The 23813-nt window shown below is 36.2% G+C and carries 17 protein-coding genes; 13 read left to right on the top strand and 4 right to left on the bottom strand.

What is annotated here, in order from left to right; all coding sequences use genetic code 11:
• The first annotated feature begins 107 nt into the window (after positions 1–107).
• The 13 genes from PXC01_RS08445 to PXC01_RS08385 all read left to right on the top strand — a co-directional run bounded on the left by PXC01_RS08445 (position 108) and on the right by PXC01_RS08385 (position 18734).
• A complete protein-coding gene (locus PXC01_RS08445) occupies positions 108–2954 on the top strand; it encodes an alpha-L-rhamnosidase (protein ID WP_276471844.1) in 2847 nt (948 codons plus the stop codon).
• A complete protein-coding gene (locus PXC01_RS08440) occupies positions 2951–3724 on the top strand; it encodes a hypothetical protein (protein WP_276471843.1) in 774 nt (257 codons plus the stop codon). The genes PXC01_RS08445 and PXC01_RS08440 overlap by 4 nt, the downstream gene beginning before the upstream one ends.
• Positions 3725–3848: 124 nt before the next feature.
• Complete coding sequence (locus PXC01_RS08435) at positions 3849–6038, top strand: glycoside hydrolase family 3 N-terminal domain-containing protein (RefSeq protein ID WP_276471842.1); 2190 nt, start codon at positions 3849–3851, stop codon at positions 6036–6038.
• Positions 6039–6040: 2 nt separating this feature from the next.
• Positions 6041–8671: an endo-acting ulvan lysase-like protein gene (locus PXC01_RS08430; protein WP_276471841.1), complete on the top strand. Its 2631-nt coding sequence runs from the start codon at positions 6041–6043 to the stop codon at positions 8669–8671.
• Between the two features lie 20 nt (positions 8672–8691).
• Entirely contained in the window at positions 8692–9819 is a 1128-nt protein-coding gene (locus tag PXC01_RS08425; RefSeq protein WP_276471840.1) for a glycoside hydrolase family 88/105 protein, read from the top strand.
• 11 nt (positions 9820–9830) lie between these two features.
• Positions 9831–11123, top strand: coding sequence for an alginate lyase family protein (locus PXC01_RS08420; protein ID WP_276471839.1), 1293 nt, complete (start codon positions 9831–9833; stop codon positions 11121–11123).
• 28 nt (positions 11124–11151) lie between these two features.
• Entirely contained in the window at positions 11152–11469 is a 318-nt protein-coding gene (rhaM, locus tag PXC01_RS08415) for an L-rhamnose mutarotase (protein ID WP_338089459.1), read from the top strand.
• Between the two features lie 576 nt (positions 11470–12045).
• Positions 12046–12876 carry an SDR family oxidoreductase gene (locus PXC01_RS08410; protein ID WP_276471838.1) on the top strand — a complete coding sequence of 277 codons (831 nt, stop codon included), beginning with the start codon at positions 12046–12048 and terminating at the stop codon, positions 12874–12876.
• 14 nt (positions 12877–12890) lie between these two features.
• The gene (gene uxuA, locus PXC01_RS08405; RefSeq protein WP_276471837.1) at positions 12891–14075 is read left to right on the top strand and encodes a mannonate dehydratase; all 1185 of its coding nucleotides are present in this window, start codon (positions 12891–12893) and stop codon (positions 14073–14075) included.
• A gap of 16 nt (positions 14076–14091) precedes the next feature.
• On the top strand, positions 14092–14931 hold the full coding sequence (kduI, locus tag PXC01_RS08400) for a 5-dehydro-4-deoxy-D-glucuronate isomerase (protein WP_276471836.1): 840 nt from the start codon (positions 14092–14094) through the stop codon (positions 14929–14931).
• 11 nt (positions 14932–14942) lie between these two features.
• A complete protein-coding gene (locus PXC01_RS08395; RefSeq protein ID WP_276471835.1) occupies positions 14943–15737 on the top strand; it encodes a gluconate 5-dehydrogenase in 795 nt (264 codons plus the stop codon).
• Positions 15738–15749: 12 nt separating this feature from the next.
• Positions 15750–16931 (top strand): DUF4861 family protein, encoded by a 1182-nt coding sequence (locus tag PXC01_RS08390; protein WP_276471834.1) that lies wholly within the window; start codon positions 15750–15752, stop codon positions 16929–16931.
• 102 nt (positions 16932–17033) lie between these two features.
• On the top strand, positions 17034–18734 hold the full coding sequence (locus PXC01_RS08385) for a GMC oxidoreductase (protein WP_276471833.1): 1701 nt from the start codon (positions 17034–17036) through the stop codon (positions 18732–18734).
• A gap of 43 nt (positions 18735–18777) precedes the next feature.
• Here the strand turns inward: PXC01_RS08385 and PXC01_RS08380 are convergent, their stop codons facing one another.
• The 4 genes from PXC01_RS08380 to PXC01_RS08365 form a co-directional block, all read right to left on the bottom strand.
• The gene (locus PXC01_RS08380) at positions 18778–19752 is read right to left on the bottom strand and encodes a Gfo/Idh/MocA family protein (protein ID WP_276471832.1); all 975 of its coding nucleotides are present in this window, start codon (positions 19750–19752) and stop codon (positions 18778–18780) included.
• Positions 19753–19853: 101 nt separating this feature from the next.
• Positions 19854–21266, bottom strand: coding sequence for a purine-cytosine permease family protein (locus tag PXC01_RS08375; protein WP_276471831.1), 1413 nt, complete (start codon positions 21264–21266; stop codon positions 19854–19856).
• 14 nt (positions 21267–21280) lie between these two features.
• A complete protein-coding gene (locus PXC01_RS08370) occupies positions 21281–22429 on the bottom strand; it encodes an alpha-hydroxy acid oxidase (protein ID WP_276471830.1) in 1149 nt (382 codons plus the stop codon).
• A gap of 10 nt (positions 22430–22439) precedes the next feature.
• On the bottom strand, positions 22440–23813 hold the full coding sequence (locus tag PXC01_RS08365) for an FGGY-family carbohydrate kinase (RefSeq protein WP_276471829.1): 1374 nt from the start codon (positions 23811–23813) through the stop codon (positions 22440–22442).

The following is a 23813-nucleotide window of genomic DNA, read 5'->3' as shown; positions in this document are numbered from 1 at the left end:
TGAGCTCACCTACAATTTAACCATATAGTACAGGATACCCTAACAGTACAAAAAAAGTACATTGCCATAATTACTATCTAATAAACAAGAACTAGCATATATTAATTATGGAATTGTCAAAAATATTTTATCTATTAAAAAAACTTGGCTTCATATTGATTTATTTATTGTTGAGTTCATGTAATCAAACTACTGAAACATTAAGCTTATCTTTTAATAAACTAACTGCTAATAATTTACAAAACAGAAAAAAAAGTACACCTGTTTTTTCATGGGTTGTAACTTCAGAAGGGTTTAACAAATCGCAATCTGCATACCACCTTCTAGTTGCAAGTAAAAAAAACTTATTAAATAAAGACAAAGCAGATATTTGGAACACTAACAAAACAGCTTCGGCTAAATCAACTTTTATCACCTATACTGGTGAGCCTTTAAAACCTATGCAAACCTATTACTGGAAGGTTAAAATATGGGATGAAAATGAACAAGAATCCAATTGGTCTGAAATACAAAAATTTGAAACTGGTGTTGAAACCGAAATAGATTGGGGTTCTTCTGCGTGGATAACATTAAACGAAGACAAAAGAAGATCGCCATACCAGTACCGAGATTATAAAACCGGTAAAATGGATAAACCTACTGCCGTAAAAGGTTTCGCTGCCAGTTATTTTAGAAACGAAATTGATGTAACAAAAGAGATAAAAAGTGCTAAAGCGTATATCTGCGGCTTAGGTTATTATGAACTATACTTGAATGGAAATAAAGTTGGAGATCATGTCTTGGACCCTGCACCCTCTAATTATGACAAGCAAGCATATTATGTAGATTACGACCTTACAGAAATTCTAGAACCAGGTACCAACGCCTTAGGTATTATTTTAGGAAACGGATTTTATGGTCAAAACATCTCTTGGAAAAATGACCCCGAATCTGAAAAAGACTTATCATATGGTCCACCTGCAGTTAGGCTTTTAATAAAGGTAACCTATACAGATGGTCAAGAAGATGACTTTTATACCGATGATACTTGGAAAGAATCTACAGGACCAATTGTATTCAACAACATTTATGGTGGAGACACCTATGATGCCAGGTACGAAATAAATGGTTGGAACACGGTAGGGTATAACGATAAAGATTGGAACCACCCAAAAGTAGCCAACCCAAAAATTAAAAAAGTCAGTGCACAGCAAATACCTGCCATTAAAAAACTTAAAGAATTAGAACCTAGAAAAGTTTTTAAAAGTGTAGATGGAGAGTGGATTGTAGATTTTGGGCAAAATATAGCGGGTTGGGTCAAAATTAATGTTAAGGAAAAAGACGGACAATTAATACAGATTACTACCACCGAAGCTCTTAAAACAGATAAATCAGACATTTTCCAAGGTGCTACCGGTGGTGGTGCCAATGGTATGCCGCAGATTTATGAATATATCTGTAAAAGTAGTGAACCTGAATCTTGGGAGCCAAAATTCAGCTACCATGGTTTTAGATATGCAAAAATTACAGGCGTTTCAAAAGAACCAGATGCAAATATGATAAAAGCTGTTTTGGTCGCTACGGATATAAATGAAACTGGAAGTTTCACCTCATCAGAAGAGCTATATAATAAAATGCATGAGGTAAGCAAATGGACCATTGTAGATAATTTACATGGTATACCAGAAGATTGTCCACATAGAGAAAAATGTGGTTGGCTAGGAGATTCCCATGCTTTTGCAGAATATGCACTTTATAATTATGATATGTATGATTTCTACCAAAAGTATATGGAAGATATACGTACCCAAATGCGACCAACAAAAGGGCACAATGATCCGGACATCAAATTCCAAGTACCTACTATGATAGCTCCCGGTAAGCGCACATCTACCTATGCTAAGATTGATTGGGGCGTTGCCACCATGTACTTACCATGGTACAGTTATAGGTATTATGGAGATGAAACCATAGTTAAGGAATATTACGAGGAGATGAAAGAGTTAACTAACTTCTATCTCTCGTTCAAAGGCGAAAACGGAATTATGCAAGACGGTATGGGCGATTGGTGTCCGCCGTTATGGGACAGAAGGTTAAATCCGAGCGCCATGGAAACCGACTCCATTATATCCGCTAACGCTTATTTTTATGATGTATTGGGAATTATGGAAACTTTTGCTAAAATGAACGATGATGCAGCTTTTGCAGCACAGATGAAAGAAGAAAAAGATTCTTTAAAAAATGCGTTCAACAAGGCATATCTTAAAAATATTCCAAACACTGAGCATAAATGGTATCAAAGTCAGACCGCAACCGTACAAGCTTTGCAGTTTGGTATGGTACCAGAAAACGATATACATAAAGTGGTTAACGGCTTAGCATATAACATTACCGAGGTAAAGGGCGGTCACCATGCCACAGGCATTCATGGTAACAGATATATCTATACTGTTTTGACCAAGTACGGTAAAGAAAACTTAGCCCATGAAATATTAACAACACCAGAATTTCCTAGTCAAACCTATGTTATGAATTCCGGCTTTACAACATGGCCGGAGCGTCAATTTGAATGGGAGAAAATGGAAGGACCTACAAATTCCTTGAATCACCCAATGCACAGTGGTTTTGCGGCATACTTTTACGAATCTTTAGGAGGTATAAAATCATCAAAGTCCAAACCGGGATATAAAGAATTCATTGTAGACCCAAAATTTCCAAAGCAAGTAAACTATGCAGAAGTATCTGTACCTACACCCTATGGAAATATTGATTCTAAATGGTCTTTAGATGATACTATTTTTAAAATGGAATTAACTGTTCCATTCAATACCACCGCACTTTTACCATTAAACGAAAATGAGAAGAACAGTTTAAAGATCAATGGTACGGATTGGCAAACTTTTCAACAAGAACCAATAAGTAATAATGAGGTTAGATTAGGCTCTGGAACTTATAAAATAAGCTACAAGAAATGATAAAGACCTCCTTTATTAGAACAATGTTGCTATCCGGTTTTTTGACATTAAATTTCTCTTGTAGTTCAGATGCTATTACAGATGAACCTATGGAACAAATAACAGAGGATAATGTTAATACAGAAGAAGGTGATATGAGTGACCCTAGCACACCTAACACCAATGCAAACGTCATTAGCTATACGGAAAATAATGGAATTATTAGCGTTGAATTTGAATCAGCTGAGGGAGATTTGCAATGGGAACGCGGAAATACATTAGATGATTTTGAAGGTAACGGCTATTTACGCTGGATTAAAGAGGATAATTTTAATACGCCAGGCATAGGCACTTTGGTCTACAAATTGAATATTGCAACACCAGGAACCTATCAGTTCGTTTGGCGTTCAAGAATATCTGAGGGCGATGTTCAATCTGAAGGAAATGATTCTTGGCTTCGCTTTCCAGATGCCACTGACTTTTTTGGACAACGCGAAAGTAGTATAGTATACCCTAAAGGAGTTGAGAAAACACCAGTTGTTGAGGGCAGCAGCTCAAACGGTTGGCTAAAAATTTATATGAACCGTATAGGCGAATGGTTATGGCGCTCCAATACCAGTGATAATGACCCACACAATATTTTCGTAAAATTCGATAATCCGGGCCTATACACTATGGAAGTTTCCGGTCGTTCTAAATTCCATGCTTTAGACCGTTTTGTTTTATTCATAGAAGGAAAAACATTGACAGAAGCACAAAATGCAGACAGAAGTACCATTGTACAACCATAAGAAATTGCATAACACCTTAAAGTAATTTAGTTAATAGAAATCAACAGTAATGAAACCAATGAAATATCAAATCTTATATTTTCTTTTCCTAGTAACGATCGGTATATCGGCACAAAAAAACAAAATGCCATACAAAGATGTATCTCTTTCTATTGAAGAAAGGGTAAATGATCTTTTACCAAGAATGTCATTGGAAGAAAAAGTAGCCCAAATGAGAATTTTTCATGCCAATATCGGTGTTAAATCAGATGAGAAAGGAAATATGGAGCTATCTGAACGGGTAATAGAAAAATTAAAGCTTGGTATTGCGGGAATAAAAAATCCAGGAGAACATATATCTCCTTTGGCTGCGGCAAAACTAAACAATGAACTTCAAAAGTATATAATAGAAAGTAATCGTTGGGGCATACCAGCATTGTTTGTCACAGAATCATATAATGGTGTTGATGCAGAAGGCTGTACAAAATTTGGAAGACCTATTACTTCGGCCGCATCATTTAACCCAGATTTGGTACGCCGCGTTTGGGACGTTGTTGGAAAAGAGGCAAGACTAAGAGGTATGCACATGTGCCATTCACCAGAGGCAGATATTGTTAGAGATCCTCGTTTTGGCAGAATGTCCGAAGCATTTGGTGAGGACACTTATTTGACCACACAAATGGTCGTCAACGCTATTAAAGGTGTACAAGGTAATTATGAAGGTTTAGGAAACGGAACTCACATTGGTGCCGTTGCAAAACACTTTGCCGGATATGGCCAAGTTCTTGGCGGTTCTAATTTTGCGGCAATAGAAATATCTCCACGTACATTAATAGACGAAATCTACCCTCCATTTGAAGCAGCGGTAAAAGAAGCTAGAACATTGGGTATAATGGCATCGCATGGAGATCTAAACGGAATTGCAAGTCATGGTAATCCAGAACTACTTACAGGAGTACTTAGAGACCAATGGGGTTTTGATGGCTATGTGGTTTCAGACTCTAATGATATAGCTCGTCTATACTATTTTATGAAAGTAGCAGAATCTCCTGAAGCAGCAGCATTATTGGGATTAACAGCTGGCATAGACATTGACCTTTACGCAGAAGACTCGTATGCATACTTACCAGAAATGGTAAAAAAAGACCCTAGCATCGAAAAAATGATCGATCGTTCTGTAAAAAGGGTACTTAGAACTAAAATGATCTTAGGTATTTTTGATAATCCTTATGTGGATATAAAAAAGGTTAAGAAAGAAGTTCGCTCACAAGCCTCATTGGCATTGGCGCAAGAAGCAGATCTAGAATCCATAATACTCCTAAAAAATGAAGCAAACACGTTGCCACTGAAAAAAACCACCAAAAAAATTGCCTTGCTTGGACCTCTATTGAACGAAAGTACAAAAGCAGCTTTTGAGTCTGTAGCAGGTAGCAATGTAAACTTCATTGCAGATAAAGGTTTTGACCTAACTGACCAAAATAAGGGCGTACCTCAACTATTAAAAACTAGCGATAGTACCATTGATAAAATGGTAGGCATGGCAAAAGAAGCAGATGTAACTATTCTGTTTTTGGGAGGGGATGAATTTACTTCAAAAGAAGCCTTTTTCAATAATGCGCTAGGAGACCGCGCAACCATTGATCCTGTTGGGGCCCAAGATCAACTAGTTCAAAAAGTAAAAGAACTAGGCAAACCCGTAATAGTGGTACTAAAACATAGAAGAACTCTTTCTATAAATACTATAGCTGATAAAGCAGATGCAATTTTAGACGGATGGGATTTAAGCGAATTGGGCGATTCCTCCTTAGCTAAAATAATATTTGGCGAAGTTTCACCATCAGGTAAATCTCCGGTAACCGTACCAAGATCCATTGGACAAATTCCCTTTCACTACAGCATGAAGGAAATAAATAATAAAAAAGGATATTTATTTCTTGAAGATGGTCCTATATATCCTTTTGGCCATGGTTTAAGTTATAGCCAATTCGAGTATGCCGATCTCAAAATTTCTAACGATACGATTACACCCAATACCGAACTTATAGTTAGTACAACCGTAACCAACATAGGCAAAATGAAAGCTAAAGAAGTGGTTCAAATGTATCTTAAAGATGATATTGGTTCTGTTACCCGCCCGGATAAAGAATTGAAGGGTTTTGAAAAAATAGAACTCTCACCAGGTGAATCAAAGAAAGTAAGTTTTACCATAACTCCAAGAATGTTGAAATTTACCGGTTTAACTATGGATAAGATATTGGAGACAGGTGATTATACTATTATGATCGGCACCTCTTCTAAAGAAGTAAAAATGGCAAAGTTTAGATTAGAAAAATAAGAATGCAAAAAAGCAGTATAATAAACCTATTTATAGAAAAACAAACTCGTATCGGGCAACTGATACTAGTTGTTTTTTTATGTTATTATACACCCCTATATTCTCAGGTCACCGAACGTCCTTCTATTTGGGTTAAAGAAGCTGACAAGCCAACCATTCTTCACAAGATCAAGACCAATACTGAGATTAGCGATTATTATAAAAATTTTACTGAAAGGGTAGAAAATGATCTTATCACATACCAAAGCGATAAAGAGAGTTATATAAAAAAGCTACCATGGAACTACACTGGTATAAAAACAAAGAAATTTCCGCCGTTACATACTTATACCAGTTTTAATGGTAGGGCAAGAGAAGAACAAAATACCATAATGCATTATTTGCAAACAGCAATTGATTGCGGAGTTCTCTATTTTTTAACCGATGATGAACAATATGCCGAATATGCCGGATCAGTATTATACAATATCTCAAATGGATTATTAGCACTGCCCCAACCAGAAGCAAGCCATAATGCCGGATGGTTATATACACAGGATCATTTAAGGGAAGCCCGTGAAATTGGTGCTCAATTACCTATTATTTATGATTTTGTTTATCATTATTTAAAAAATAACGGCAAAGTATATGACCTAGGTAAGACTTCTATGGTTACCTACAATTTTGAGGATGGTCAAAAAGTGTTTCGTACTTATGTAAAACTGGCTCTTGAGCGTGGCATAATTAACTGTAATTGGCCTATTTTAGAATCACCAAGCCTAGTAGGCAATATATTGGCATTGGATGATGAAGGTGAACGTAAAAGACTGCTCCCCTATTTTTTGACAATAAACACTAAACATCAAGATGCCTTGCAAAAGATTGCTGATCACTATCTAGAATACAATGGTGACTGGCCAGAGAGTATAAACTATGCTAATGGGGTAAATACTTTTCTAACCTATTTAATGACCTTATTGACCAAGTATGATCCATCTTTACATTTAGGTCAAAAGTATCCTCAAATTCTAGAAGCGTTACCCAAACCGTATTACTTAACTTATCCAAACAAAAAGGAAACTATATTATTTGGAGACGGTCATCGTGAATACAACCCAAATTATCACGCTTACGAAACGGCATATTACCTGGCAAAATTAGAAAATCAGGAAAAGTTCGCAACCATATTTGGATCTCTTATAAATAGTAATATCGCCAACGGAAATTATAGAAGATTTCAGTTAAGCGGGCGTAACTATGGAGCTAGTTTTTACAATGAACCTACCAAATTACTTTGGTTCGAAACCAATATTGAAGGTAGTGTTAAAGATTACCCATTACCTGTTACAGATGAACTACCTTTTGCAGGCATTATTCTACAACGTAATTTAAACAAAAATGAAAATGCCGAAGATGACCTTATGACTTTTGTAGGTGGCGGGCATTATGTACATGGGCATGCTACAGGAATGTTTATGGAATTGTATGGTAAAGGTTTTGTTTTAGGAGGCAAATCTGGCAGAAGTAGATACCGTACAGAAATTCATGAAAATTACTATAGGTTATTTGCATCTAACAACACTGTAATTGTAAATGGATCATCTGAAGGTAAAGGCGGTTGGGCCGGTCTAGAAATAAATAGGGTGGAAAAAATTGTGGTGGAACCAGAACCAAGAACAGAAGCTATTTCTCCTTATAATTCATTTTCTAGAACAAGTTTTAAAGATGATAAGGGAGATTTTACCGAAGCAACACAAGAAAGAACTTTGGGTATTATAATAACTTCACCAACCACTGGTTATTATGTTGATGTATTCAGGTCTAAATCTGCGCTACCAAACCAATATCATGACTATATATATCACAATATTGGAGATTCTTTAAATATTATAGGTAACGAAGGGCCACTACCGCTATTTCCTGACCAAAAGAGGTATTCGAATTCAAAAAATAAGCCATGGACAAACAACAAAAAAGCGAAGCATCCTGGGTGGCATTACTTTGAATCGGTAAAAACATCAAAACAGACATCAGAAAATGTAACTGCAATTTTTACGGTCAATAAACTTAGCCCAGAACCCATAAAAATGAAAGCTTTTATTCTTGGAGCAGAAGATAGGGAATATACTTCTGTTATGGCACCACCAAGCACCGAGGGACCCAAATCTTACAGATCAGAAAAAACTCCAACATTGGTTATTCGTAAAAAGAATGAAGCTTGGCAAAACCCTTTCGCTTTGCTATTTGAACCTGTTAAAGGAGAAAATGGGAGTATAGTATCGGTTTCAGAAATTAAACAAGACAAAATTTTTAAAGGTTTTGAGGTAATAAGCTGCATTGATAAAAAAAATATAAAGCAATTAATTCTGGTTCAAGATTCAAAAGACGCCACTTTTACCGATCATCATAAAGAAATTGTATTTACTGGCAGTTATGCAGTAATTACTTTAAATGAAAACGAAAATTTACAAACAATTTATGTAGGTGAAGGGTCATACTTAAAATTTAGAAATACCATTATTAAATCAAACTCAGGACAACCAACGGCGCTGTTTATTGATTTTAAGAACAATGGACCAAAAGTTAAAACCAAAGAAGGTATTACACTTAAACGTACTACAGATGTAAAGATTTACAACTCAAAAAACTATTAATTCTATTTAAACAATTGATAATGAAAAGTAAACAAATTAGAAAAATACTAAATACTACTATAGTATTTCTTTCATTCTTGCACATAGTAAATACCAATGCGCAAAATAAAATTGAAAAATCAGATATAGAAAACGCTATGGTCAAGGCATTGGAATGGCAAGAAGCCCACCCTATTTTTGCTTTAGCACCGACCGATTGGACCAATGGTGCTTATTACATTGGTGTTACACGTGCACACCAAGCCACGGACAACCCTATATTTTTAGCAGCGTTAAAAACTATGGGATATACTAATGACTGGAAACCATTGTACCGTACCCATCATGCAGATGATGTCGCTATTTCATATGCTTACCTATATGCAAACTCGACTAGAAAAAATCTTGTAGACTTATCTCCCACCAAAGAATTTTTAGACATACACCTCTATGAACCAAATGCATGGAAAGACGGAACAGATAAACATGCCGAAAAAAAAATACTATGGTGGTGGTGTGATGCTTTATTTATGGCACCTCCCGTAATTACGCTATATGCAAAACAAACAGGTGAGCAAAAATATTTAGATGCCATGCACAAGTATTATAAAGAAACCTATGATAAACTCTTTGATCACAAAGAACAATTATTTGCAAGGGATACACGCTATCAATGGGGTGTGAATAAAAAAGATTTAAAAGAACCTAACGGAAAGAAAATTTTCTGGGCCAGAGGTAATGGCTGGGTACTTGGCGGACTTGCTTTAATACTATCTGATATGCCTGAAGATTATGAACATCGTGATTTTTATGTAAACCTATATAAAAAAATGTCTGCTAGAATTAAAGGACTACAACAAGAAGATGGGCTATGGCGTACAAGTTTACTTTCACCAGAATCTTTTAAGCATGGTGAAGTTAGTGCAAGCGGTTTTTACACTTTTGCGCTAGCCTGGGGTATAAACAACGGACTTTTGAATAAAGCAGAATATACGCCTGTAGTAACAAAAGCATGGCAAGCATTGGCTGCTTGCCAACACGAAAATGGTATGGTAGGCTGGGTACAAGATATAGGTGCAGATCCTCAACCAGCAACTGCAGATAGCTGGCAAAATTATGGTACCGGGGCATTTTTATTAGCAGGTAGTGAAATCCTAAAACTTAAATAAGTTATTTTCAGATGAACAAAAACACTTTAAAAGCTACTTTACTTTTAGTAGTGTTCATCATAAATAATGCTTGTGGTCAAAAAAAAGAAAAAAATGTAGGTACATTTCAAACGGATGTACCTACTATTTATTCGACTAAGCCTGGTTGGAATATAGTTGGTAATGAGCTTACGGTTTACAACTACAAACTGCTCTCTCAAGTAAAACTGGCAATTAGAAAAAGAGATGATGATTTTCTACCTGCCTATAAATCGCTCATCAAAGCGGCAGATAAAGCGCTAAAAGAAGGTAGTTTTTCGGTAATGACCAAAAAGCAGGTTGCCGTTAGCAATAATAAGCATGATTATTTAAGTCTAGCGCCCTATTGGTGGCCAGACCCTAGTAAAGATGATGGTTTACCTTGGGTCAGAAAAGATGGTAAAATTAATCCCCTAACAAGGGGTCAAAACGTAGATGAGCCCGTAAAGGATAAAATGATAAATAACGTCAAAATTCTTTCTTTGGCGTACTTTTTTTCTGGAGATAATACATATGCTAAAAAAACCAAAGAGCTACTTAAAGTATGGTTCGTAGACAAGGAGACTAGAATGAATCCTAACCTAAATTATGCCCAAGGAGTACCAGGCTCCAGTACCGGAAGATGTTTTGGCATAATAGAGTTTTCAGGAATTACACATATCATTACCGCCATTGAAATTTTAGAATTAAACAATTCATTAGAACCAAATTTAGGAAATGAACTTAAAGCCTGGTTAAAAAGCTATCTAAATTGGTTACAAACAAGTGAACTGGGGCAATTGGAAAAATCGAGAAAAAATAATCATGCCACGCTTTATGAAGTGCAAGTGGTAGCTTTACTCCTATTCCTAAATAGAATAGAAGAAGCAAGAAATATTCTGTCATCAGTAGTTGAAAAACTAGTTGAACCCCAAATTGAAGCAGATGGTAAACAACCCCATGAACTTCAACGAACAAAATCATTAACGTACAGTATTTTAAATTTAACAGGATTATCAAAACTTGCATTTTTTGGCAGGAAAGATGGTGTTCAAATAGATATATGGAATTACCGGTCAAATACAGGCGATTTACAAAAAGCTTACGACTACCTCTTACCCTTTTTAAAAACTCCAGATCAATGGTCCTTTAAGCAACTGGGCAGTATGGAAAACGCAGTGGAAAAACTAAGAAGAATGTTTAGAAACACAGGTAGCATGTTAAGCATAAAAGAGTATTGTAAACTAGGTCATAATACAAAGAAAGTAGACCATTTAGATATTTTACTATACCCATATAACCGGTAATACATTACTATGAACCAAAACAACTATTATGATGAAACGATTGTCATTTAAAATGAAACTAAAAGCCGGTGCTAAAGAAGAATATACAAAAAGGCACAATGAAATATGGCCAGAACTAAAAGAACTGCTAAAGAAGGCTGGCGTAAGTGAATACTCCATCTTTTTAGATGAAGAAACAAACACACTTTTTGCATTTCAAAAAGTGTCAGGCAATGGTGGTTCACAAGATTTAAGCCAGAACCAGATTGTAAAGAAATGGTGGGCATTTATGGCTGACATTATGGAAACCAATGATGACAACTCCCCTATTTCAAAACCTTTGGACGAGGTATTTTATATGGAGTAAGATAAAGAGTTGAACACGACTAACGATGGTAGATTTTAAAATCTTAATCATCAGAAGTACTTAAGTGTTTAAACTGATAAGTGTTTTTTTCAATTTGAGCAAAGCATAAGCAAGGCAATAGCAAAAAACACAACTTGTATAATCTATTTGTCATACTATTAAAAGTGTAAACTTCTTTAGAAATAGGGGTAGTAAATAAGCAATTTTAGATAACCTTAAACACACTAGTTATATTTAAAAAATTAGCACACGAAATTAATAACCTTATTAACCCCTGACCTTTTCGTCAAAAATTTCATCAATAATTTTACTCAAATTTCTTCACAAATAAAATCTTTAGGATATAGTTTTCAAAGGTAAAATCATTCAAATCATCTGTATTAAACAAGATACTACAGGATGCATAAAAGAAAAGTAAAAAGTAGACTTGTAATATTTAAAATGAACGAATTGACCCCTTAAAATGTACTATTGTTCAAGTAAGTCCTTAGTTCGTTTAAATTAAAATTTTAAAATTTGAGAATAGTGTCAAACTATACTTACAACAACGCTGACAAAACAAAACAATAAAGCATAATGATAAAAAAAGTAGTAGTATTAACTGGTGCTGGTGGTGTACTTTGTAGCACTTTGGCAAAAGCACTTTCTAAAGAAAGTTATAAAATTGCCGTATTAGATCTTAGCAAAGACGCAGCGCAAAGAGTAGCAGATGAAATTAATACAACTGGCGGCGAAGCTATTGGGGTTGTAGCCAATGTTCTTGACAAAAGTTCATTGGAGAAAGCAAAAAAAGAAGTCGATGACAATTTAGGCCCTTGTGATATTTTGATCAATGGAGCTGGAGGTAACCATCCATTGGGAACTACCAGTAAGCCATATTTAGAAGAAGAAGATTTGATGAATACTACAGAAGGTTTTAAGACCTTTTTTAATCTAGAAACTACGGGTATTGAATTTACTTTTAATCTTAATTTTATTGGTACACTCTTACCTACACAGGTATTTGCACAAGACATGATCGGTCGTAAAGGCTGTAGCATTTTGAACATATCGTCCATGAACGCTTTTACGCCATTAACGAAAATACCAGCTTATAGTGGCGCAAAAGCAGCTGTTTCTAATTTTACACAATGGCTGGCCGTTCATTTTTCTAAAGTTGGTATTCGAGTAAACGCTTTGGCGCCCGGTTTTTTTCTAACCGACCAAAACAGAACATTATTAACGCAAGAAGACGGCTCTTTGACTGCCAGGGGCAATACAATAATAGAACAAACTCCTATGGGGCGTTTTGGAGAACCAGAAGATTTAGTGGGTACTACATTATGGTTGTGCGGAGATTATGCTGCCTTTGTTACCGGCATTGTGGTACCAATTGACGGAGGATTTAGCGCATTTAGTGGAGTATAAAACAATTATAAAATATGTTAGAACAAACTTGGAGATGGTACGGACCAGAAGATCCAGTATCTCTTTCTGATATTAAACAGGCCGGGGCCACAGGTATAGTTTCTGCATTGCACCATATACCCAATGGCGAGATATGGCCTATATCAGAAATACAGAAAAGAAAAGATTGTATAGAAGAAGCAGGTCTTACGTGGTCTGTTGTAGAAAGTGTACCTATACATGAATCTATAAAAACCCAGGCAGATGGCTATATGCACTATGTAGAAAACTACAAACAAACTTTAGCCAATTTAGGTTCATGCAATATAGATATTGTCTGTTATAATTTTATGCCCGTGTTAGATTGGACACGTACAGATTTAGAGTATCAAATGGAAGATGGATCTACTGCACTACGTTTTGAAGCAAAGGCCTTTGCTGCGTTTGAACTTTTTTTGTTAAAAAGACCAAACGCAGAAAAAAGTTATACAGAAGAAGAAATATCTTCAGCTAAAACCTATTTTGATTCTTTAACCAAAAGTGAAAAAGAAAAACTGACCAAAAATATTATTGCGGGTCTACCTGGTGCCGAAGAAGGTTACACTTTAGCAGAGTTCAATAGTATTTTAGCTAATTATAAAGATATTACGCCTTTAGACCTAAAAAAGCACTTGTATGATTTTTTAGGACACATCATGCCTACTGCAGAGAAGGCCAAGATTTTAATGTGCATTCATCCAGATGACCCCCCATATCCTATACTTGGATTGCCTAGAGTAGTAAGTACTCAACAAGACATACTTGAACTATACAGGGCCATAGACAGCCCCAACTGCGGGCTCACATTTTGCACGGGTTCTTTTGGGGTTCTGGAAAACAACGATTTGCCCGAAATGGTCAGGCGCCTTGCCGATAGAATACACTTTATACATTTAAGAAGTACCAAACGCGATAGCAACGGTAATTTTCACGAAGCCAATCATTTGGAAGGTGATGTAGATATGTATGCTGTAATGAAAGCGCTGATTATTGAACAGGAAAAAAGAAAAAAAGTGGGAAGAAAAGATATAAGAATGCCCATGAGACCAGATCACGGTCATAAAATGTTAGATGACCTAACTAAAAAAACCAACCCAGGCTACTCTGGCATCGGTAGATTAAGAGGATTAGCGGAACTACGCGGTCTTGAATTAGGAATAAGAAAATCAATACTTAACTAATATTAAAACAATAAAAATGTCAATATCATACGAAACTAGATATGCTTCTAGTCCTGAAGCTGTAAAACAATATGACACTACTGAATTACGCGAAGAGTTTTTAATCAACAATTTAATGCAAGAAGGCAAAATCAATCTTACCTATACCCACTACGATAGGTATATTGCAGGATCTGCAGTACCTGTTGAACCGCTAAAGCTTGAGGCCATTGATCCGCTAAAATCAAAATACTTTTTAGACCGCAGAGAGCTAGGTATCATAAATGTAGGTAGTTCGGGTAAAGTAGAGGTAGATGGTACAGTTTACAGTTTGGGTCATAAAGACGCACTTTACATTGGTATGGGGGCCAAAGAAGTTACATTTAAGAGCGATGACAAAAAAAATGTAGCTAAATTCTATCTGAACTCAGCACCTGCACATACTACATACCCAACCAAAAAAGTTAGTCTTGCCGATGCAAATAAACTTGAACTTGGTTCTTTAGAAACCGCTAACCACAGAACGGTTAGCCAAATGATTATTGGCGGCGTAGTAACCACTTGTCAACTACAAATGGGAATGACAGAGTTAAAGACCGGTAGTGTATGGAATACCATGCCCGCTCATGTTCATGATAGAAGAATGGAAGTTTATTTCTACTTAGATGTACCAGAAGGACAATCTGTTTGTCATTTTATGGGGCAACCACAAGAGACTCGCCATATCTGGATGCAAAACCACGAAGCAGTCATTTCACCACCTTGGTCAATTCACTGCGGTTCAGGCACATCCAACTATACTTTTATCTGGGGTATGGCAGGAGAAAATTTAGATTATAACGATATGGACGTTGCTAAAATAACTGAGTTAAGATAGAAAATAGAAATATGAGTATAGAACTGTTTAATTTAAAAGGAAAAATTGCCTTGGTAACCGGTAGCACCCACGGACTAGGAATGGCCATGGCCAAAGGTTTAGGTAAAGCCGGCGCAATCATTGTAGTCAACGGAAATTCATCTCAACAAAAAATTGATGATGCCGTTGCCCTTTATAAAAGTGAAGGTATTCATGCGGTTGGCTACAAATTCAATGTAGCAGATGAATCTCAAGTCATTAACGCAATAAGTGATATTCAAAGTCAGTTAGGACCTATTGACATTTTAGTAAACAATGCCGGTATAATAAAACGTACTCCTTTAGAAGAAATGGAGGTAGCAGATTTTAAACAAGTAATTGATATTGATTTGGTAAGTCCTTTCATAGTATCTAAACATGTTGTAAAAAGTATGATACTGAGAAAACAAGGTAAAATAATAAACATCTGTTCTATGATGAGCGAGCTTGGTCGTAATACTGTTGGAGCTTATGCAGCCGCAAAAGGAGGCCTAAAAATGCTTACCCAAAATATGGCTACGGAATGGGCCAAGCACAACATCCAAACCAATGGTATTGGTCCCGGATATTTTGCCACTTCACAAACTGCGCCCATACGGGTAGATGGGCACCCTTTTAACGAGTTTATAATTAATAGAACACCTGCCGCAAAATGGGGAGACCCTGATGATTTGGCTGGAACGGCTATATTCCTGGCATCAAAAGCGAGTGATTTCGTTAATGGTCATGTAGTTTATGTTGATGGCGGAATTTTAGCCACTATTGGTAAACCAAGTAATGAAAATTAAATATAGAGTTTTATGAGAAAATCTATCCTATTACTAAGTTCCTCTTTACTAATTTGTCTTTTTTCCTGTAAAGAAGAAGGTTTGTCCAACCCACAAATAGTTATTGAAAATACCTCGGGAACAAATCGTTCTTTTGAAACTGTTTCTGTTGATTTGGATAATTTTAAAATTGAAAATTTAGATCAGACAATAGTAATCAGAGATCTAGATTCGAAGAAGGAATTAATATCGCAAGTTGTAGATAACGATGGTGATTATAGGATGGATATTCTTCTGTTTCAGCCCAAAATGCCCCCTCTTAGCAAAAAGACTTTTGAAGTTATTGTTAAAGAAAAAATTAAAGTGCCAGATACTATATCTGCTTGTTATTCAAGATTTGCACCTGAACGTACCGATGATTATGCTTGGGAGAACAATAGGGTAGCCTTTAGGACATATGGTCCAGTTGCTCAAAAAATGAAAGAAGATGGCGTTAAAGGCGGCACACTATCTAGCGGTATAGACGCTTGGTTAAAAAGGGTAGATTACCCAATCATCAATAAATGGTACCATAAAGAACTAAATACCGAAGGTAGTTACCATAAAGATGATGGTGAGGGTCTAGATAATTTTCATGTTGGTGTTAGCCGAGGTGTTGGCGGTATAGCAAAAAAAGTAGATTCTACTTATTATTACTCTAAAAACTTCACCACGTGGAAAACCATTACTACAGGACCCATAAGAACAAGTTTTGTATTAACTTATGAAAACTGGGACGCAAATGGAAATATGATTTCCGAGGAAAAGAAAATCTCACTGGATTATGGCAGTAATCTGTCAAAATTTGAGATTACGATAAAGGGTACAGATACTATATCCGCAGGACTTACGCTTCATGACAAGGATGGAGAAATTGCGGTAAACGACCAAAATGGTTGGGTAAGCTATTGGGAACCACATGATAATTCTGAGTTAGGTACGGCAATTGTAGTACCTGATTATAAAATGACCGGTTATGACCATTATATTACCGATAAAAAAGATGAAAGTAATCTATTTGCAAATATTAAGGTAACTGAAAATATGGCTTTATACTATGCAGGTTTTGGCTGGAAAAAAAGTAATCAATTTAAGTCGCAGAAAGAATGGAACGGATATTTGAACATGTTTGCGGAAAGACTAAAAAACCCATTAAAAGTAACCGTACAACAATAATTCTAAAGCCAATTTACCTATACTTTTAAGGTTTGCCGTATAGTACAGGACACTACCTTTACTACAAAACTGTAATTTTAGAATAAACCCTAAAAATTTATAATGTCAAAAAATATAATGGACGAAACCTATGATGCCATAGTTGTAGGTACTGGTATTAGTGGCGGTTGGGCAGCAAAAGAATTATGTGAAAAAGGTCTAAAGACACTTGTGCTTGAACGTGGTAGAATGGTCAATCATGTAATTGACTACCCGCATATGCACTTAGACCCTTGGGATGTACCAAATGCAGGCACACTTTCTTCTGAAATAAAAGCAAAATACCCAAAACAGTCACGTTGGAAAATAGACGAGTTCACGAGGCATTTTTTTAATGATGACTCAGTGTATGATTATGACGAAGCCAAACGCTTTGATTGGATTAGAGGTACTCAAGTTGGTGGACGTTCTTTAATATGGGGCAAACAAACATATCGTTGGTCAGATTTAGATTTTGAAGCGAATGCCAAAGATGGCGTAGGTGTTGATTGGCCTATTCGCTATAAAGATATTGAGCCATGGTATACCTACGTAGAAAAACACGTTGGTGTAAGTGGAGAATCACTGGGTCTACCACATTTACCAGATAGTGTTTTTTTGAAACCAATGGAATTGAATTGTGTTGAAGAGCATTTTAAAAATGGTATTGAAAAAAATTATGACAATAGAGTGCTTACCATTGGAAGGGTGGCCCATATAACCGAAGGTTCAAAACCCGGTGCCGGTAGAGGAACCTGCCAAAACAGAAATAGGTGTAAACGTGGTTGCCCATATGGTGCATATTTTAGTTCCAATTCTTCAACCATACCAATGGCCGAAGCCACTGGAAATATGACCTTGAGACCAAATTCTATCGTAACGGAAGTTTTGTACGATAAAAACAAAAAGAAAGCAACCGGTGTTCGTGTAATAGATAGAATGACCAAAGAGGTTATAGAATTCAAGGCAAAAGTCATTTTTCTTTGTGCTTCATCAATGGCATCTACAGCAATATTAATGCAATCTAAATCAGACGCTTTTCCAAACGGTATGGGTAACGCAAGTGGCGAACTTGGCCACAATATTATGGACCATCAGTTAGGCGGTGGTGCATCGGCAAAAATTGATGGTTATGATGACAAATATTACAAAGGAAGAAGACCTAATGGTTTTTATATACCCAGATTTAGAAATATAGATTCAAAATCAAGTACAAAAGACTTCATTAGAGGTTATGGATATCAAGGTAGTGCCGGCCGCAGTGATTATAGTACGGTAATACCGGAGTACCAATACGGAGCAGAATATAAAGCAGAGATGTTAAAACCTGGCGGATGGAGAATAAATCTAGGTGGGTTTGGAGAAGTACTGCCCTACCATGAAAATCACATGTGGCTAAACTATGACAAACTAGATCAATACGGTTTACCCACTATTGTATTCGATGCCGAGTTTAAGGAAAATGAAAGGTTAATGAAAAAAGACTGGATCATTCAAGCACAAGAAATGCTGGAAAAATCTGGTTTTAAAGATGTAAGGGCCAACAAAAGAAAATCTCACATGGGCGGTGGCATTCACGAAATGGGAACTGCTAGAATGGGACATAACCCTAAAACATCGGTTTTGAACAAACATAATCAACTACACGAGGTTTCTAACGTTTATGTTACAGATGGTGCTTGTATGACCTCTTCTGCAAATCAAAATCCGTCATTAACATATATGGCCCTTACAGCGAGAGCCGCAAACCATGCTGTGGAAGAATTGAAAAAACGTAATATTTAATAGCTAAATTTTGGGCAAAGTCGGTAAGTGATCGGTAAATCATTTACTGACGCCCACTTAATTTCTCTAAAGCTTTCATTACTATAATCCCCTCCTTTACAGAACAAGGATTTTCAGATTCCCCATTAAAATAAGATACCACAGATGCAATCATAGGTTCTTGAATATGTTTAGGGTTGCTAAATTTTAAAACATCATTTCTATTTTTAGTTTTTAAAACCACACATTCACCATAGAAAGAAAAATTTATATTACCGTTTGTACCATATATTATACATTCTTCTTTATTATTAACTTCTGATCCGTTAAAATTCCAAACCCCTCTAAATTGAACACCGTTATTAAACTCTATTATGCCGTTTACCGTATCTTCTATCATCTCATTTGTAACTGAAGTAGAGAACCCTGCTATGCTTTTAAAAGTACCAAAATAATGATACATTAAATCAATTTGGTGCGGTGCTAAGTCATAAAATAATCCGCCACCAGAAACCTTGGGATCCAAACGCCAATTTTCTTCTGATTGGGAAACTATTTTAGATTTTTTAGGCTGAAGAATTTGTATATCTACAACTAAAATTTCACCAATACTGTTAGCATCAATTAATTCTTTAACCTTTACAAAAGCCGGTAATTTTCTTCTATAATGCGCTACACTTAGTTTTCCTTTTGATTGTTTTACCGCCTCACCGATCATCTCAGCTTCCACAGAAGTCAAAGTCATTGGCTTTTCTAGATATACATTTTTATCTAGGGACAAAGCTTTTAAAGCGTACCGTAAATGAGTTGAGGGCGGAGTTGCAACATATATAGAATTAATATCCTTATGGTTTAATAAATCATCGGCATTATCTGTCCAGTAGGGTACATTATGCCTTTTGGCAAAATCTTCCACTTTTGCCCGGTTACGACGCATGACACCAATTAATTCTGAATTTTTAATTCTATTAAAAGCTGGTCCGCTTTTTACTTCAGCAACATCTCCACAACCAATAATACCCCACCTAATAACCTTCATAACGACATATACATTTAAATAATAAAACTAATAAAATGTACTAGATTTGGTCTGGCTTTACGATAGCAATAGTACTTAATAAAGTAGTATACGCTATATAGTTAAAATTTCTTTTGAAACTTTTTACTGAATATTAAAAACAATACGCCGCACAGTAACCATGCAGGTAAAGTAACAAAGGACAAGAAAACTTCAAATTGAATAGATATAAAATAAAAAAGACCAAAACTTATACCCCATGCCAATAGTACCGATTTGCTAAACTTTTCTCCGGATACTTCTGCGTAATTCTTTACGATACCTACTTGTTTATGAAAGAAATGTTCAAATACGATTACCGCACCTACAGGAGCTAAAATAAAACCATACAGTGCTACAAAATCCAGTAATTTCATGGCAAATGCCGGAAAAAGACCAGCAACCGTAGCAATAGAACCTGCCAAAATGGTTACCCAGAATGTAGACGTCTTAGGCATGATCGCTTGAAATGCAAGGCCAGCTCTATATATTGTAGGATTAGCGGTTGTCCAACCTGCCAATACTACAGCAAGGATACCGAATACCCCGATTGCGTTGTAAGCCAAAGGACCCGGAGCAACATTAGGAGCCTGACCTTGGCTCAATAATGCTTGAGCTTCAGGTGATTGTACGTAAACGGCATATAACAAAGCCGCTGCTATCCACGCCATATAATGCCCCACATACATACCTGCGGCAGTTGTCCACCCTGAACTTGCTTTTTTTGCAAAACGAAAAACGGAAAGATCTGACATACCTATATGCATGGCCCCATTTGCAAACCAGGACCAAAAGAAAACATGCCAAAAAGTATACTTAACTTGACCCGGAAATGGCTCACCACCATCACCCCAAATATTCCAAAAATCTTCAAAACTACCAACACCCAATTGTTGTAATGCAACAATACCGCAAGCTACAAATGCCAGAACGATAATTGGAGACATCCAGTTAGCCGCTTTGGAAACGGTATCATAACCCTTAGATGCTATTAATGAAATAACGGCACCGATAACCAGTACTATAATTATCCAAGTAGGACCATTAGGCAAAGTATCTGTCAATTTTGGCATCTCCATATTAAAAGGTATACCTACGGCAGTAGCCGAAACGGTAATCATTGCACCCGCCAAAAAACAGAACAAAATACCGTTGGCCAAATTATAACCGATGACCAGTTTTTTACCGCAAATTTTTTCCAATTGATAATAAAGGGTAAGTCTTCTTTTAACCGCGATTTCCGATGTTAGAAAACGCCAGCTTAATACTGCCATTAAATTGCCCAATAATAACCCTACAATCAAATCAAAAGCACTAACGCCCGTTGTTAAAAACAGGGGACCAATAACAAATTCTGTACCTGCAGCATGTTCGCCCGCGTACATGCCAAGAAAGCTTTTCCAGCTTTTTAATTTAGATTGGGGAACCGGTTCTCTTTCAAATTCACCGCCAGCAATTTCTTCAACAATATCTTCTTCGTGATGGTTTTGGCTCATAATTTTGGTTATTTTTATTTAATTAGGTGGTTTGGCAAATCTTCGACACGATCGCAACAAAGCTGATCCATTACCTGCTTAAACTGTATTTTCAACATACTAATGGTGTGATCGCCTCCTTTATTCCCAAGGGCTCCAGTTCCATAAACGAAGGAACGTCCCATGAAAGTAAATTTTGCACCACTTGCCATGGCTCTAGCAATATCAGGACCTGACCGTAGACCACTATCCATCATAACTTCAATTTGATCACTGTATTTTGCAGCAATTTCCTGTAGCGAGTTTATGGTTGATTGAGCTGCATCTAATTGTCTTCCACCGTGGTTGGAAACGATAACGCCATCAAACCCCATGCGTATTGCATCTTGTGTATCTTGTTCCGAAGCTACTCCCTTCAATACCAATTTACCCTTCCATTTATCCCTTATCGGCTTTATTTTCTCCTCATTTAGCCTACCGGAAAATGTTTTGTCCATAAAGGCACCCAATTGTTTTAAATTAAGTCCTTCTGGAGTATAAGGTTTTAAAGTTTCAAAAGAGGGTTGGCCATACTTAAGTGTATTCAATGCCCATGTAGGGTTGCCCAAAATCTGCATAATGTTCGCTGCAGTCATTTTAGGTGGTAGTGCCAGTCCATTTTTGAAATCCCTAGGTCGGTAACCAAAGGTGGGAACATCACAAAGTAACACCAATACAGGACAACCTGCTGCTTCGGCCCTGTCAATAATATCATCGCGAATAGCATCGTCTACAGGATTATATAATTGAAACCAAGCATTACCTTCTGTAAGTTCACTTGCCTTTTCAATATCCATAGTAGTTACCGTACTAAGTATAAAAGGTATATTATGCTTAAAGGCGGACTTTGCCAAAATTGCAGGTGTATTTGGCCACATTAACCCCTGTAAACCTACCGGTGCTATGCCAAAAGGGGCATCGAACTCCATTCCCATAACTTTAGTTTTAATGGAGCTTGTACCATGATTTCTTAGATAACGGGGCTGTAGTTGAACCTCCCGTATTTCTGAAGTATTTCTAGATATACTAACATCTTCGTTACAACCACCATCCAAATACTCAAAAGCGAACTTTGGAATTCTCCTCATTGCTTTATTTCGTAAATCGTCTACAGATGGATAATCTGAATTGAATTCCTTTGACATATAATTCTACTTATTTGATAATAAAGGGAACGTGTTTTTTCAACGCGTAGTTCTTTTTTAAGAATTTTGAATTAAGCTTCGTGTCAGATATAGCAATGGCGGCACCCAAAGCCGAACCTAATGATGAATCTGTGGTACGTAATTCCATATTTCTTAGGTAATGGGATACCAACTTTATATAGACATCATTATCACTAAAACCGCCATCTATATATAATTTCTCTATATCATCATTACCAGCCGCAGTTTTTATGCTATCTACCTGTAATAAAACCAACTCAACCATTAGTTGATGGTAGGCATGCTCAAATTGATCAAAATTGAATTTTGTTTCTGCCGGCATATTTTTATCAGCAATACTTTCCCATTTAAAGCAATAATTAAAATCTTTCATTATTGCAAAAAACGTATCATAACTAAAAGCGACCGATTTATGATAATCATTGGGCACATTAAAATACTGGGTCAATTTTTTTACTTGCAAACTATATTCATTACCCAAAAATATACGGCTTGCTTTCGCTGGTTTGCCGTTAATTCTCATGTAATTAATACAATTCTTTTCTATATCTTTTTCTGTTAAGTGCTTTTGAGAAAAAGGGTTTAAGGCAATACTCCATGTTCCGGTAGAAACCAAGATAAATTTTTGCTTAATACTTCTTACATAGGGTAGCAATGCCGCAGAACTATCATGAATACCTACGCCTATTTTAATGCGTTTACCATTATAATTCATATTAATACTTGTCTCAGTAGAAACAATTGGGGGCAGTATACGATCTATACCTTCTTTATAAACCCAAGAATGGTAATCTTTATCTGCATAGTTCCACAAGCCTGTATGACAACCAATACTGGTGTATTCACTTAACGGAATACCCGTAAAAACATAACTTAAGTATTGGGGTAGATGTAATGAAAATGCAATTTTCTCATAGATTTCCGGTTTCGTGTGTTTTATCCAAAACAACTGCATGCCTGAATTCAACATACCCGAATCAGAAGAACCTGTAGCTTTTACAAATTCATTTTTAGGACCATACTTTTCATAAAAATCATTCAAAACCTTTTCATCCATTGGTTTTGTATAATTATACAAAGGGGTAAGTACTTTTCCGTTTTCATCTAGGTGTACAAAACTGGCACCGTAAGTAGAAAAATTTATGGCCGTTATATTATGTTCCTTAGCATTAAGAATTCTATCAAAAACCTCTTTTAACCATATCTGTAACGAATGTAAATCTTCCGTCGGATGACCGTCTTCATCTTCAATAGGCTCAAATCGAGTATATTCTCGATAGATTTCCTGATAATCTTCGTCAAATAGAAAAAACTTTTTATTGGTCTTTCCTATATCAAATACTGCGGTTACGTTGGTTTTCAT

Source organism: Maribacter huludaoensis, from assembly GCF_029350945.1.
Classification (GTDB): Bacteria; Bacteroidota; Bacteroidia; order Flavobacteriales; family Flavobacteriaceae; genus Maribacter; species Maribacter huludaoensis.
This window is presented reverse-complemented; position numbering and strand designations above follow the sequence as displayed.